The organism is Streptomyces sp. NPDC001157 (assembly GCF_053598255.1).
In genome coordinates, this window is sequence record NZ_JBSFJW010000004.1 from 197638 (window position 1) to 212115 (window position 14478).

A 14478-nucleotide genomic window follows, 5' to 3' on the forward strand; every position below is an offset into this window, starting at 1 on the left:
GCTGTGGACAACGCCGCCGGGCGGGCACCCGGGACTCGGGGAACGTCACCCTCGGTGAACCACGGCCTGCGTACCGTGCCCGGGCGCGAGCCGGTGCCGGGAGTCGTGCGGTGCCACTCGCCCGTCCCACCGGAAAGGTGCTCGGCAACGGCGGGAACGGCGCGCCGACTTGAGGTCACCGATCGTGTCTCGGCCAGGAGTGCACTGCTGTTGGGTCTCAGGTGTTGTCGGGACTAGGTCAACACGCTTCAATGCGGGGGAACTCGGGACCGGGAACGACGGCGTACGGATGTGAAGACTCCACGGCGCCGACGGGGTGGCCCCGACGACACGCACAAACCCGGCCCGACCAGCCGTAGCGAGCATTCACAGAAAGGCCCCTGCATGCCGCACGCCACACAGCACGCGGACGTCGCCGCCGTCGCCACCGCGGAACTGGACTCGGCCCTGCGGGGCGGCCCCTTCCACGTCGCACTGCGTGCCGCGATCGCCGCCCGCGGACTGCCGCTGCAGCGTGTGCAGCACCATCTGTCGCGCTACGGGGTCAAGGTCGGTGTGACGAGCCTGAGTTACTGGCAGCAGGGTGCCCGACGCCCGCAGCGCCCCGAGTCCCTGCGGGCCGTACGCGCGCTGGAGGAGATCCTCCAGCTGCCGGAGGAGTCCCTGATCCGGCTGCTCGCCGAGAGCGACGAACCCTCGTGCGCTGGGCGGCACGCGGGCCGTTCCTATCGCTCCTTGGTGGAGGCGTCGGGCGTCCTGGAGCGGCTGCTGGCCGAGCTGGGCACGCCCCTGGACGGGGGCCTGCACACCCTGGGGCACCACGAGCGGGTACGCATCGGCGCCCACCGCGAACTGGCGGGGCGCGAGTCCCATCACATAGTGCGCGCCCACAAGGACGGCGTCGACCGCTTCGTGGCCGTCCACCACGGCGACCCGGGCTGCGCACCGGAACGCATGCGGGTGCACGCGCTGGAGAACTGCCGCACGGGACGCGTGCGCGTGCACCACGACACCGGCGTGCTCGCGGCCGAGCTCCTGTTCGACACCCGCCTGCGGGCCGGGGACACCTTCCTCTTCCGCTACGGCGTCGAGGACGGCACCGCCGGCGTGTCCCGCGAGTACATCCGCGGCTTCGGGCCGGCGGGCGGGCAGTACGCGCTCCAGGTGCACTTCGACGAGCATGCCCTGCCCTCCCGCTGCCACCGCTTCGCCCAGCACTCGCCGGCGGCCCCGCGCAGCGGCCGCCAGGAGCTGCCCCTCAGCGGCCGCCACCGCTCGGTCCATCTCGTCGAGCCCCGGGTGCGAACGGGGATCGTCGGCATCGGGTGGGACTGGGAGTGAGCTCTGTCCGACGGTCCGGGCAGATCGGCACACTTCTCCGCCGTCAAGGGACGTAAACGTTTGCGCAAGCGTTTACGCGGGGCCTTCGATGGGATACCGTCCCGGCCGGAAGGCACACCGTGCCGTCGAAAGGGGCCGGGCCCGGGAAGGGGGACGCGATGGCGACCATGGCCGACGTCGCTCGAAGCGCCGGGGTCTCCGTGGCGACCGTCTCGCACGTGCTGAACGGCACCAGGCCCGTCCTCCCCCACACCCGCCAGGCCGTCCTGGACGCCGTCGAGAGGCTCGGCTACACCCCGAACACCCTCGCCCGGTCCCTGGTGACCTCGCGCACCCGGTCCATCGGGCTCGCGGTGTCGGCGATCAGCAACCCGTACTTCACGGAGATCCTCCAGGGCGTCGAGGCCGCCGCCCTGGAACACGGCTACAGCCTGCTCATCGCCGATCCGCACGACGACCCGGAGCATGAGCTCAAGGTCGTCCAGCTGCTGCATGAACGCCGGGTCGACGGCATGATCGTCGCCCCTTCGGCGACCCCGGGCGACCTCCTCGCCTACCTCGGCCGCCACGGCGTGCCGGCCGTCTTCCTCGACCGGCTCGTCGGTACCCCGGCCGACGGCGCACCCGCCTACGACCAGGTCTGCGCCGAGAGTGTCGAGCCGACCGCCCGGCTGGTCACCCATCTCGCCGAGCTCGGCCACCGCCGGATCGCCCTGGTCGCAGGCCGGCCCGGGCTCAGCACCACCCGCGAACGCGTCGCCGGATACCGCCACGGCCTCGCCGCCTCCGGGCTCCCCCACGACGAACGCCTCCTGGTGCACGGCAACTCCGAGTCCGCCGAGGCCGAGCGCGCCACCACCGCCCTCCTCTCCCTTGCCGCCCCGCCCACCGCACTCGTCACCGCCAACAACGCGATGACCATCGGTGCTCTGCGCGCCCTGCGCGACCGCGGTCTGTCCGTGCCCGAGGACATGGCGCTGTGCTGCTTCGACGACTTCGCCTGGGCCGACCTGTTCTCGCCCCGGCTGACCGCCGTCGCCCAGCCCAGCCGGGAGATCGGCGCCCAGGCGGTCCAGGTGCTCCTGGAACGCCTCGCCTCCCCGGACCGCCCCGCCCGCACCCTGCGGCTCCCCTGCACCTTCATCCACCGGACCTCGTGCGGCTGTCCGCAGGGGCCGGTGCGGTCCGAACACCCCGAACAGCCGAGAAATTCAAGCAGCCCGAGAAGTTCGGCAAGTGCGAGAAAGGAACCGCCTCGTGATCGTCGTCGCCGGTGAGGCTCTGATCGACCTGGTACCGCAGGGCACGGGTGCCCTCGCGGGCCTGAAACCGGCGCTCGGCGGCGGCCCGTACAACACGGCCGTGGCCCTCGGCCGTCTCGGCTCCCCCACGGCGTTCTGCTCCCGTACCTCCCGCGACGCCTACGGCGAGGCGCTGCTCGACGGACTCCGGGCAGCGGGCGTGGACGTCTCGGCCGTGCAGCGCGGTGCGGAGCCGACCACCCTCGCGGTCGCCACGATCGACGGCAACGGGTCCGCCGCCTACTCCTTCTACGTCGAGGGCACCGCCGACCGGCTGTTCGCGGCGCCCGAGGCGCTCCCCGCCGAGACGCGCGCGGTGTCCTTCGGCACCTGCTCGCTCGTCCTGGAGCCCGGCGCGACGGCCTACGAGGCCCTGCTGCGGACCGCGGCCGCGCAGGGTGTCTTCACCGCGCTCGACCCCAACATCCGGGCGGGCCTGATTCCCGACCCTGACGCCTACCGGGCGCGTTTTCGGAGCTGGCTGCCCTCGGTGTCGCTGCTCAAGCTCTCCGAGGAGGACGCCCTGTGGCTGGGCGGCTCCCCGCGGGAGTGGCTGGCCGCCGGACCCGCGGCTGTGGTGATCACTCATGGCGGCGACGGGCTCAGCGCCTTCACCCGGGACGGGGCCGTGCACCCCGTACCGGGTGAGAAGGTCGACGTCGTCGACACCATCGGCGCCGGCGACACGGTGAACGCGGCCCTGCTGCACGGGCTGGCCGCCCAGGACGCCCTGTCCTGTGAGGCGCTCCTGGGACTGGGCGCCGACGGCTGGACCAGGCTGCTGCGCTTCGCGGCGCGGGCAGCCGCGATCACCTGCTCCCGGGCGGGCGCGGAGCCGCCGTATGCGTACGAAGTGGGCGAGGTGTAGGGGGCCGGTTTCTCTCCTGGGCCGGTCCGGCAGCCCGGCCTCGACGGGCGGCGCCCCGCGAGAAGTTCTCCCGCGGGGCGCCGCACCGTTCTCTGTCCGTTCGGGCTGTTCAGGCCTTTCGTGCCCGCGTCGTCTTCTTCGCGGGCGTGGCCTTCTTGGTGACCGCGGCCGCCTTCTTCGTGGCCGTGTTGTTGGCAGTCCGGGCCGACGCCGTCTTCTTCGCCGTCGCCCCGGCCGCGACCGTCTTCCTGGCCGCGGTCTTGCGCGGGGCCGGTACCGAGCTGGCGTCGCTGATCCGGTCGGCGCCGAGGATCTCCCGCAGGAACTTGCCGGTGTGGCTGGCCGGGATCCCGGCGACCTCCTCGGGCGTGCCCTCGGCGACGACGAGTCCGCCGCCCGCGCCGCCCTCGGGACCCATGTCGACGATCCAGTCGGCGGTCTTGATCACGTCGAGGTTGTGCTCGATGACGATGACCGTGTTGCCCTTGTCGACCAGGCCGGCCAGCACCGTCAGCAGCTTGCTGATGTCCTCGAAGTGCAGACCGGTGGTCGGCTCGTCCAGGACGTAGACCGTGCGGCCGGTGGAGCGCTTCTGCAGCTCGCTGGCGAGCTTCACACGCTGTGCCTCGCCGCCGGACAGGGTGGTGGCGGACTGGCCGAGCCGGACGTAGCCGAGACCGACGTCGTTCAGCGTCTTGAGGTGACGGTTGATCGCCGGGACCGCCTCGAAGAAGTTCATGGCTTCTTCGATGGGCATGTTCAGGACCTCGGCGATGGACTTGCCCTTGTAGTGGACCTCCAGGGTCTCCCGGTTGTAGCGGGCACCGTGGCAGACCTCGCACGGGACGTACACGTCCGGGAGGAAGTTCATCTCGATCTTGATCGTGCCGTCGCCGGCGCAGTTCTCGCAGCGGCCGCCCTTGACGTTGAAGGAGAAGCGGCCGGGCATGTAGCCGCGGACCTTCGCCTCGGTGGTCTCGGCGAACAGCTTGCGGATGTGGTCGAAGACGCCGGTGTACGTGGCCGGGTTGGAGCGCGGGGTGCGGCCGATGGGCGACTGGTCGACATGCACGACCTTGTCGACGAGGTCGTCGCCGTCCACGCGCGTGTGCCGCCCGGGAACGCTCCTCGCGCCGTTCAGCTCGCGGGCCAGGTGCGTGTACAGGATGTCGTTGACCAGCGTCGACTTGCCGGAGCCGGACACGCCCGTGACCGCGGTGAACACGCCCAGCGGGAACGAGACGTCGATGTCCTGGAGGTTGTTCTCGCGGGCGCCGTGCACCGTGAGCCTGCGGGAGGGGTCCTGCGGGCGGCGGATGTCGGGGAGCGGGATCGCCTTCTTGCCGGCCAGGTACTGGCCGGTCATGGACTCGGCGTTGGTGAGCAGGTCCTTCAGGGAGCCGCTGTGCACGACCTTGCCGCCGTGCTCGCCCGCGCCGGGGCCGATGTCGACGACCCAGTCGGCGACCTTGATGGTGTCCTCGTCGTGCTCGACGACGATGAGCGTGTTGCCCATGTCGCGGAGTCTGACCAGGGTCTCGATCAGGCGGTGGTTGTCGCGCTGGTGCAGGCCGATGGACGGCTCGTCCAGGACGTACAGGACACCGACGAGGCCGGAGCCGATCTGGGTGGCCAGGCGGATGCGCTGGGCCTCGCCGCCGGAGAGAGTGCCGGCCGCGCGGTTCAGCGAGAGGTAGTCCAGGCCGACGTCGACCAGGAACCGCAGCCGCTCGTTGACCTCCTTCAGCACACGCTCGGCGATCTTCTTGTCGCGGGCGTTGAGCTTCAGCTCGCCCAGGAAGTCGGCGCAGTCGCTGATGGACATGCCGGAGACCTCGGCGATCGACTTCCCCATGATCGTGACCGCGAGGACGATCGGCTTCAGGCGGGTGCCCTGACAGGTGGGGCAGGGCACCTCGCGCATATAGCCCTCGAAGCGCTCGCGGCTGGCGTCGCTCTCGGACTCGCTGTGCCGGCGCTTGACGAAGGGGACGGCACCTTCGAAGGGCGTGGTGTAGACGCGCTCGCGCCCGTACCGGTTGCGGTAGCGGACCTCGATCTGCGTCTTGTGGCCGTACAGCAGGGCCTTCTTGGCGCGCTGCGGCAGACCCGCGAAGGGGATGTCGGTCCTGAATCCCAGGGCGTCCGCCAGGGCGCCGATCAGGCGGCCGAAGTAGTCCTTGGTGTGGCCGTGCGACCAGGGGTGGATGGCGCCCTCGTCGAGGGACTTGTCCTCGTCCGGGACGATCAGCTCGGGGTCGACCTCCATGCGCGTGCCGATGCCGGTGCACTCGGGGCAGGCGCCGAAGGGCGAGTTGAAGGAGAAGGAGCGCGGCTCCAGCTCCTCGAAGGACAGGTCGTCGTACGCGCAGTACAGGTGCTCCGAGTACATGCGCTCACGCTCGGGGTCGTCCTCGGGGAGGTCGACGAAGTCGAGCACGACCATGCCACCGGACAGACCGAGGGCGGTCTCCACGGAGTCGGTGAGGCGGCGCTTGGCGGAGTCCTTCACCGTGAGGCGGTCGACGACCACCTCGATGGTGTGCTTCTCCTGCTTCTTCAGCGTGGGCGGGCTGGAGAGCTGGATGGTCTCGCCGTCCACACGCGCGCGGGAGTAGCCCTTGGTCTGGAGATCGGCGAAGAGATCGACGAACTCCCCCTTGCGCTCGCGCACCAGCGGCGACAGCACCTGGAAGCGGCTCCCCTCCGGCAGCTCCAGGACCTTGTCGACGATGGCCTGCGGCGACTGGCGCGAGATCGGGCGGCCGCACTCGGGGCAGTGCGGCTTGCCGATGCGCGCGAAGAGCAGACGCAGGTAGTCGTAGACCTCGGTGATGGTGCCGACCGTCGAGCGCGGGTTGCGCGAGGTCGACTTCTGGTCGATGGAGACGGCCGGGGACAGACCTTCGATGAAGTCGACGTCCGGCTTGTCCATCTGGCCGAGGAACTGGCGGGCGTACGAGGAGAGCGACTCCACATAGCGCCGCTGGCCCTCGGCGAAGATGGTGTCGAAGGCCAGCGAGGACTTGCCCGACCCCGACAGGCCCGTGAAGACGATGAGCGAGTCGCGCGGCAGGTCGAGCGAGACATTCTTGAGGTTGTGCTCGCGCGCGCCACGGACGATGAGACGGTCGGCCACGCCGGTCCGCACCTTTCTTGGCTTGAGAGGAGTGACAGGGGCGAGGCCCCCGTGCTTTCTCAGACTAGGGGGAGCCACTGACAACGCCGGTCGGATTCCCGGGTTGCATAACAATCCCCGGCTCTCCAGCATGCCCGACGCCACGCTCGACCATATAGCACGCGCATTCGATTTACGGCACGGCTTCACCACCTTCACCCAAAGGTGTGGCGGGGCTAGGGTCAGCACCATGATTGATCACGGTCATGACCTGGCGTCTGTACGTGACGCAACGGACCGGCTGCTCACCGCAGCCGCCAAGCTGGACAACGCGTCGGTGGCCGAGCCGTCACGGCTCCCCGGCTGGAGCCGCGGCCACGTCCTCGCCCACCTCGCCCGCAACGCGGACGCCCTCGTGAACGTCCTGGAGGGCCGTCCCATGTATCCGTCCGGGGAGGCCCGCGACGCCGACATCGAGCGGGACGCCCCGCGCCCCCTCCACGTCCAGCTCACCGACCTGCGCGACAGCGCGGCCCGCTTCCAGGAGGCGGGAGCCGTGCCGGCGGACTGGTCACGCACGGTGGAGCTGCGCAACGGGGTCACCGACTCGGCGTCCAGGGTGCCGTTCCGCCGATGGGCCGAGGTGGAGCTGCACCATGTGGACCTCGGTATCGGGTACGAGCTGGAGGATGTGCCGGCGGAGTTCTCGGAGCGGGAGATCGATTTCCTCGCCGCGCGCTTCTCCGGGCTCCCCGATGTGCCCCCTGCGCAGTTGACGGACGGCACGCGCGCGTGGCGGACGGGCCGGGAGGCGACGGAGCCGGAGGTCACCGTCTCGGGCCCGGCGCCCGAGCTGCTCGGCTGGCTGGCCGGGCGGCGCGACGGCTCCGGACTCACCGTGCAGGGCGGCCCGTTGCCGACGCTCCCCCCGTTGTGACCGCGCGGCCCATGGCGGGGGCTCCCGGCCTGCTCCCCGCTATAGGCTGCCGCCATGACGTACAGCGGACAGGTGACGGTCGGCGGCCCGGCGGATGTGCACGAGCTGAAGGACCTGATGATCACCAAGATCGCGGTCGGCCCGATGGACAACAACGCCTATCTGCTGCGCTGCCGGGCCACCGATGAGCAGTTGCTGATCGACGCGGCCAATGACGCGGACACACTGCTCGGCATGATCGGTGACGACGGCATCGCCTCCGTCGTCACCACCCATCAGCACGGCGACCACTGGCAGGCGCTCGCCCAGGTCGTCGCGGCCACCGGCGCCCGTACGTACGCGGGCCGGGAGGACGCCGTCGGCATCCCGGTGCCGACCGATGTCCTCGTCGACGACGGCGACACCATCCGGGTGGGGCGCGTGGAGCTCACCGCGCGCCACCTGGTCGGGCACACGCCGGGCTCGATCGCCCTCGTCTACGACGACCCGCACGGGCATCCCCATGTCTTCACGGGGGACTGCCTCTTCCCGGGCGGCGTCGGCAACACCCGTAAGGATCCGAAGGCGTTCGCCAGTCTGATCGACGACGTCGAGTCGAAGATCTTCGACGTGCTGCCGGACGAGACCTGGGTCTACCCCGGGCACGGCAACGACACGACGCTGGGCGCGGAGCGGCCGCATCTGCCGGAGTGGCACGCGCGCGGGTGGTGAGAACGCCGAACGGCACACAGGGGCGGTCAGGTGCCATGACCTGACCGCCCCTGTACGCCTCGGCCCGCTTGCCGCCTCGAGAGGACGGGCCATGACCCATGGGAGTCATGCCCTACAGCGCACAGAGCGGCAGATGCGTCACGTCCCGGCCGCGCACCCGCCATCGTGCGAAGGGCCGTGGCCCGCGCCCTCGGCGCCCGCTCCGGCGTGAACACCCTCTACACCCGCGCCGACTTGACGCACGTGCCCCGTGTGAACCATTCACACGAGCCGAAGTCCTGCGCGCGCTCCCCGCACACCTTGTTGCGCAGTCAACTGGAAGCAGCCCCGCACAGGATGACGGCTCCTGCGCGGTATGGGCCGCCGGTCTTTCGATCCCCGCCCTCGACCGGCGGCCCCGGCGTTCCCTCTGGAACTGTTCACATAGTCGCAACACTCGTTCCCACTATGCGGACAATTCCCGTCGTGACCTCGACAAACGGGACGCTGGACTGCCACTCTCCCGCCATGCACCTCGCCCCTCGCGCACTGCGCCGCGCCGTCGCCGCGGCAACCATAGGCCTGCTCGCCACCGCTGTCGGCTGCGCTCCGCAGCCGGAGGACAAGGCGGCTGCCACACCGTCCGGTTCGGCCTCGAAGACCTGCGCCAAGGGCAAACTGGCCACCCAGACGTCCGGCAAGCTCACCATCGCCACCGACGAGCCCGCCTACGAGCCGTGGTTCAAGGACGACAAGCCCGCCAACGGCAAGGGCTTCGAGTCGGCGGTCGCCTACGCCGTGGCGAATCAGCTCGGCTACGACAAGAGCGCCGTCGTCTGGCAGCAGGTGCCCTTCAACAAGGCCTTCGCACCCGGCGTGAAGACGTTCGACTTCGACATCAACCAGGTGTCCATCAGCGATGAGCGCAAGAAGGCCGTGGACTTCTCCTCCGGCTACTACGACGTACGCCAGGCCGTCATCGCGCTGAAGGGTTCGAAGGCCGCGAAGGCGACGAGCATCGCGGACCTGAAGGGCCTCAAGCTGGGCGCCCAGGTCGGCACCACGAGCCTCAACTACATCGGCGACGTGGTGAAGCCCTCGCAGGAGGCGGCCGCGTACTCCAAGAACGACCAGGCCATCTCCGCACTGAAGAACGGCCAGGTGGACGCCATCGTCACCGACCTGCCGACCGCGTTCTACGTCACCGCGGCCCAGGTCACCAACGCCAAGATCGTGGGCCAGTTCGAGAACCGGGGCGGCACGCCCGAGCAGTTCGGGCTCGTCCTCGACAAGGGCAGCGACCTCACGTCCTGCGTGACGTCGGCCGTGGACGCCCTGCGCAAGGACGGCACGCTGGCGAAGCTGGAGAAGCAGTGGCTGTCCGACGCCGTCGACGCTCCGGTGCTCAAGTGACGCTCCTGAAGGACGATTCCAGCCGGGAGGGCGCGGACGACAAGGGCGACATGCCCGGCGGGGGCGACACGTACGTCCCCTCGCAGCGGCGCCTGGACCGTGAGCGCTACAAGCGGGCCCGCGCCCGTCGCGCCACGGCGATCGCCGCGCTGTCGACTCTGGTCACGGCCGTCGTCCTGTATGTGGTCGTGGTCAGCGCACCGGGCTGGCAGCGCACCAAGGAGACCTTCTTCGACGCGCACTACGCGCGCGAGGCCCTGCCCAAGGTCCTCGAAGGGCTGTGGCTCAACGTCCGGCTGCTGCTGATCTGCGGCGTGCTGGTGCTCGTCCTGGGCATGCTGATCGCCATCGCGCGTACGCTGCCCGGGCCGGTGTTCTTCCCCGTGCGGGCACTGGCGGCCGCGTACACGGACTTCTTCCGTGGTCTGCCGCTCATCATCAATTTGATGATCGTGGTCTTCGGTGTGCCCGCGCTGCGCCTGCAGGGTGTGACCGTGGATCCCGTGTGGCTCGGCGGTACGGCGCTGACACTGACATATGCGGCCTACGTCGCCGAGGTGTTCCGGGCCGGCATCGAGTCCGTACACCCCTCGCAGCGCGCCGCAGCCCGTTCGCTGGGCCTGACCAACCGGCAGGCGCTGCGGTACGTGGTGCTCCCCCAGGCCGTGCGCCGGCAGGTGCCGCCCCTGCTGAACGACCTGGTGTCCCTCCAGAAGGACACCGGGCTCGTGTCCATCGGCGGCGCGATCGACGCCGTTCGAGCGGCCGACATCATCGCCCAGCGCAGCCTCAACTACACGCCGTACATCGTCGCGGGCCTGGTGTTCGTGGCGCTGACCATCCCGATGACCCGCTTCACGGACTGGGTGACGGCACGGATGGACCGCCGGCGGGCCCAGGGAGGATCGATATGAGCGACGCGCCCGTGCTGCGCATGGAGTCCGTGCGCAAGACCTTCGGCGATTCGGTCGTCCTGCGCGATGTCGACCTGGAGGTCGCGCCGCACACGGTGACCGCGCTGATCGGCGCCTCCGGCTCGGGCAAGTCGACACTGCTGCGGTGCGCGAACCTCCTGGAGGAGATCGACGACGGAGCGATCTGGCTGGACGGCGAGGAGATCACCGATCCGCGCGCCGACCAGGACGCGGTGCGCCGCCGAATCGGCGTGGTCTTCCAGGCCTACAACCTGTTCCCGCACATGACGGTCCTGGACAACATCACCCTCGCCCCGCGGCGGGTGCACGGCGCCTCCCGCGCGGAGGCCGAGGAGCGTGCCCGGGAGCTGCTGGAGCGGCTCGGACTGGGCGGCAAGGCGGGCGAGTACCCGGACCGGCTGAGCGGCGGTCAGCAGCAGCGTGTGGCGATCGTGCGCGCCCTGGCCGTACGGCCGCGGCTGCTGCTGCTCGACGAGATCACCGCCGCGCTGGACCCCGAGCTCGTCGGCGAGGTGCTGACCGTCGTGCGGGACCTGAAGGACGACGGCATGACCATGGTGCTGGCCACGCACGAGATGGGCTTCGCCCGGGACGTCGCCGACCAGGTTTGTTTTCTGGACTCCGGGGTGGTCCTGGAGCGCGGCACCGCCGAGCAGGTCTTCGGCGACCCGCAGCAGGAACGCACGCAGCGGTTCCTGCGGCGGATCGTGGAGGCGGGCCGGCTGTAAGACCCGCGCGCCTGGTGATCGGGGCTTACGCGTCGGCCTGAGCGGCCCCCACCAGCGCCGCGACGCGCTCCACGCCGAACACGTACCCCTGCACTCCGCATCCGGCGATGACACCGTCGGCACGCAGGGAGACGTACGAGTGGTGCCGGAACGACTCGCGCCGGTGGATGTTGGAGATGTGCACCTCCAGCACGGGCAGTCCGTCGCAGGTGTTGAGTGCGTCCAGAATCGCGACCGACGTGTGGGAGTAGGCGCCGGGGTTGATGACGATCCCGCAGTGGTTCAGCCGTGCCTCGTGGATCCAGTCGACCAACTCGCCCTCGTGGTTGGACTGGCGGAAGTCCACCGTGCCGCCGTGCGCGGCGGCCGCCTTGGCGCACAGTGCCTCGACGTCGGCGAGGGTGTCCTTGCCGTAGATCTCCGGCTGGCGCTGGCCGAGCAGGTTCAGGTTGGGCCCGTTGAGGATCATGATCGGGGCGTTGGCCAGGGTGCGGGGCACGGTTCCTCCGGTCCGGTGGTTTGCGGCGATCCGTCGAGGACCGCTGTCCGCACCCGGTTTATCACGGTGCATTCGCACCGGGACGGCCCGCACTCCCGACGGCCGCCCGGCGCATCACCGTCACGTAGTGACGTGGCGCGATCACGCCCGTGCGCCCCCGTAACCCGCTGTCACCGTGGGTAGTTGACGCGGCATGCACGACGTACGCACCGTAATGAGACCGTCCATGCTGCGGCTCGCGGCCGCCTCGCTCGCCGGGACGGCCATCGAGTTCTACGACTTCTTCGTCTACGGGACCGCCGCGGCACTGGTCCTGGGCCCGCTGTTCTTCCCGGCGTTCTCACCGGTGGCGGGGACGCTCGCCGCCTTCGTCACGTTCGGCGTGGGGTTCGTGGCGCGGCCGCTGGGCTCGGTCCTGTTCGGGCACATCGGGGACCGGCGCGGACGGCGGCCGGTCCTGGTCGGCTCGCTTCTGCTGACCGGCGCCTCCACGGTCGCGGTCGGCTGTGTGCCGACGTACGAGTCGATCGGTGTGGCCGCCCCCGCGCTGCTGCTGGTGCTGCGTTTTCTGCAGGGGCTGGGGCTCGGCGGGGAGTGGGGCGGGGCCGTGCTGCTCACCGCCGAGCACGCGCCCGCCGAACGGCGTGCCCTGTGGTCGAGCTTTCCGCAGGTCGGGCCTGCCCTGGGCTTCCTGCTCGCCAACGGTGTGGTGCTGGCGCTGTCGGCGACGCTGTCCGACGCGCAGTTCGCCCAGTGGGGATGGCGGGTGCCGTTCTGGGCGGCGGGTGTCCTGGCCGCGGTCGGGCTGTGGCTGCGGTCGTCGCTCGCCGAGAGCCCCAGCTTCCTCGAGATCGACGACCACGCGCGCGTGCCGCTCGCGGAGGTCGTACGCGAGCACTGGCGCCTCGTCCTGCTGACGGCCGGGGCACTCTCGGTCGGATACGCGATCTTCTACGCCGTGACGACCTGGTCCCTCGCGTATGCGACGGAGCGGCTCGGAGTCAGCCGCATCGTCATGCTGACCTGCATCATGGCCGCGGTGGTGGTGAAGGGCGCGCTCACACCGCTGGCCGCGCTGCTCGGGGACCGCTACGGGCGGCGACCGATGTGCCTGACGGGGTGCACCGCAGCCGCCGCGTGGATGTTTCCGACGGTCTACCTCCTCGGTACCGGTGAGCCGCTGCTGATGTTCGCCGGCTTCCTGGGGGCGCTGCTCGCGTTCGTCACGATGTTCGGAGTGATCGCCGCGTATCTGCCCGAGCTGTACGAGCCGCGGGTGCGCTGCACGGGAGCGGCCGTCGGCTACAACCTCGGCGGGGTGCTCGGGGGCGCGCTCACGCCGATCGCGGCGACGGCGCTGGCCGAGCACGGAGGCCGGGTGCCGTGGGGCGTGGGCGCCTATCTGACGGGGATCGCGTTGCTGAGCCTGGCGTGCTTCGCGCTGCTGCCGGAGACGCGGCCGGTGCCGGTTGTCGTTGCGGAGCCGGTCATGGATTGACCGCGAGCTCCAAGTACGCCGCGAACAGCACCAGATGGACCCCGCCCTGCAGCGGCGTGGCCCGGCCCGGGACCACCGTCAGCGAGCTCACCACCACGGTCAGGGCGAGCAGCACCATGTGGGTGGAGCCGAGGCCGAGGACGAGCGGGCCGGAGAGCCAGATGGATGCCAGGGCGACGGCGGGGATGGTCAGGCCGATGCTGGCCATGGCGGAGCCGAGGGCGAGGTTCAGGCTGGTCTGCACCCGGTCGCGGCGGGCGGAGCGCAGGGCCGCGATGGTCTCCGGGAGCAGCACCAGCAGGGCGATGATCACGCCGACGACCGCGTGGTGCAGTCCGGCGGCCTCCACTGCGGACTCGATCGTGGGCGAGACGCCCTTGGCGAGTCCGACCACGCCGATCAGCGCGAGAGCGAGCAGGCCCAGGCTGATCCACGCGGCGCGGACGGTCGGGGTGGCCGCGTGGTCGTCCGCGGTGATCACCCCGCCCTGGCGGCTGATGGGCAGGAAGTAGTCGCGGTGCCGCACGGTCTGGGTCGCTACGAACAGGCCGTAGAGGATCAGCGAGGAGATCGCGGCGAAGGTGAGCTGTACGCCCGAGAACTCCGGGCCGGGCTTGCTGGTGGTGAAGGTCGGCAGGACCAGGCTGAGCGTGGCCAGGGTGGCGACGGTGGCGAGCGCGGCGCCGGTGCCTTCGGGGTTGAAGACCGCGGTGCCGTGGCGCACGGAGGCGACCAGCAGACAGAGGCCGACGATGCCGTTGCAGGTGATCATCACGGCCGCGAAGACCGTGTCCCTGGCCAGGGTCGAGCTCTTGCCGCCGCCGTCTGCCATCAGGGTGACGATCAGGGCGACCTCGATGACCGTGACGGCGACGGCGAGCACGAGCGAGCCGAAGGGTTCGCCGACCCGGTGGGCGACCACCTCGGCATGGTGCACGGCGGCGAGGACTGCGCCGGCGAGGACGAGGCTGACCACAGCGATGACCGCGGCGGGCAGATCACGCCCCCAGGTGAAGGCGAGCAGGACGATCGCGAGCACCGGCACGACGGACGTCCACCGCGTCGTGAGCGATCCGAGCCGAGCGATCATGCAGCGATCGTTGCAGAGGCGTACGGGCCCCGCACTCCGGCGGTGCGGGGCCCGGAGCGG

The 14478-nt window shown here is 70.6% G+C and carries 12 protein-coding genes; 9 read left to right on the forward strand and 3 right to left on the reverse strand.

Annotated features, from left to right (window positions below; genetic code table 11):
- The first annotated feature begins 384 nt into the window (after nt 1-384).
- From ACWDAG_RS09215 to ACWDAG_RS09225, 3 genes are all read left to right on the forward strand, one after another.
- On the forward strand, nt 385-1341 hold the full coding sequence (locus tag ACWDAG_RS09215) for a hypothetical protein (RefSeq protein WP_450694966.1): 957 nt from the start codon (nt 385-387) through the stop codon (nt 1339-1341).
- A 158-nt stretch (nt 1342-1499) separates the two neighbouring features.
- On the forward strand, nt 1500-2618 hold the full coding sequence (locus tag ACWDAG_RS09220; protein ID WP_450694967.1) for a LacI family DNA-binding transcriptional regulator: 1119 nt from the start codon (nt 1500-1502) through the stop codon (nt 2616-2618).
- Nucleotides 2599-3510: a carbohydrate kinase family protein gene (locus tag ACWDAG_RS09225; RefSeq protein WP_450694968.1), complete on the forward strand. Its 912-nt coding sequence runs from the start codon at nt 2599-2601 to the stop codon at nt 3508-3510. The genes ACWDAG_RS09220 and ACWDAG_RS09225 overlap by 20 nt, the downstream gene beginning before the upstream one ends.
- 109 nt (nt 3511-3619) lie before the next feature.
- Here the strand turns inward: ACWDAG_RS09225 and uvrA are convergent, their stop codons facing one another.
- Entirely contained in the window at nt 3620-6649 is a 3030-nt protein-coding gene (uvrA, locus tag ACWDAG_RS09230) for an excinuclease ABC subunit UvrA (RefSeq protein WP_450694969.1), read from the reverse strand.
- Between the two features lie 229 nt (nt 6650-6878).
- Here uvrA and ACWDAG_RS09235 point away from each other — a divergent pair, with 229 nt between their 5' ends.
- From ACWDAG_RS09235 to ACWDAG_RS09255, 5 genes are all read left to right on the forward strand, one after another.
- The gene (locus ACWDAG_RS09235; protein ID WP_450694970.1) at nt 6879-7565 is read left to right on the forward strand and encodes a maleylpyruvate isomerase family mycothiol-dependent enzyme; all 687 of its coding nucleotides are present in this window, start codon (nt 6879-6881) and stop codon (nt 7563-7565) included.
- Between the two features lie 54 nt (nt 7566-7619).
- Nucleotides 7620-8276 (forward strand): MBL fold metallo-hydrolase, encoded by a 657-nt coding sequence (locus ACWDAG_RS09240; protein ID WP_450694971.1) that lies wholly within the window; start codon nt 7620-7622, stop codon nt 8274-8276.
- Nucleotides 8277-8783: 507 nt separating this feature from the next.
- Nucleotides 8784-9668, forward strand: a complete 885-nt coding sequence (locus ACWDAG_RS09245; protein ID WP_450695192.1) for an ABC transporter substrate-binding protein — start codon at nt 8784-8786, stop codon at nt 9666-9668.
- Between the two features lie 50 nt (nt 9669-9718).
- Nucleotides 9719-10582: an amino acid ABC transporter permease gene (locus tag ACWDAG_RS09250; RefSeq protein WP_450695193.1), complete on the forward strand. Its 864-nt coding sequence runs from the start codon at nt 9719-9721 to the stop codon at nt 10580-10582.
- The gene (locus tag ACWDAG_RS09255; RefSeq protein ID WP_344403903.1) at nt 10579-11331 is read left to right on the forward strand and encodes an amino acid ABC transporter ATP-binding protein; all 753 of its coding nucleotides are present in this window, start codon (nt 10579-10581) and stop codon (nt 11329-11331) included. The genes ACWDAG_RS09250 and ACWDAG_RS09255 overlap by 4 nt, the downstream gene beginning before the upstream one ends.
- A 25-nt stretch (nt 11332-11356) precedes the next feature.
- On the opposite strand, the gene aroQ is transcribed toward ACWDAG_RS09255, so the two are convergent.
- The gene (gene aroQ, locus ACWDAG_RS09260) at nt 11357-11830 is read right to left on the reverse strand and encodes a type II 3-dehydroquinate dehydratase (protein WP_115908816.1); all 474 of its coding nucleotides are present in this window, start codon (nt 11828-11830) and stop codon (nt 11357-11359) included.
- 226 nt (nt 11831-12056) lie between these two features.
- On the opposite strand from aroQ, the gene ACWDAG_RS09265 reads away from it, so the two are divergent.
- On the forward strand, nt 12057-13328 hold the full coding sequence (locus ACWDAG_RS09265) for an MFS transporter (protein WP_450694972.1): 1272 nt from the start codon (nt 12057-12059) through the stop codon (nt 13326-13328).
- Here ACWDAG_RS09265 and ACWDAG_RS09270 read toward each other — a convergent pair.
- Nucleotides 13318-14418 (reverse strand): calcium:proton antiporter, encoded by a 1101-nt coding sequence (locus ACWDAG_RS09270; protein ID WP_450694973.1) that lies wholly within the window; start codon nt 14416-14418, stop codon nt 13318-13320. The genes ACWDAG_RS09265 and ACWDAG_RS09270 overlap by 11 nt on opposite strands.
- Between the last annotated feature and the right edge of the window lie 60 nt (nt 14419-14478).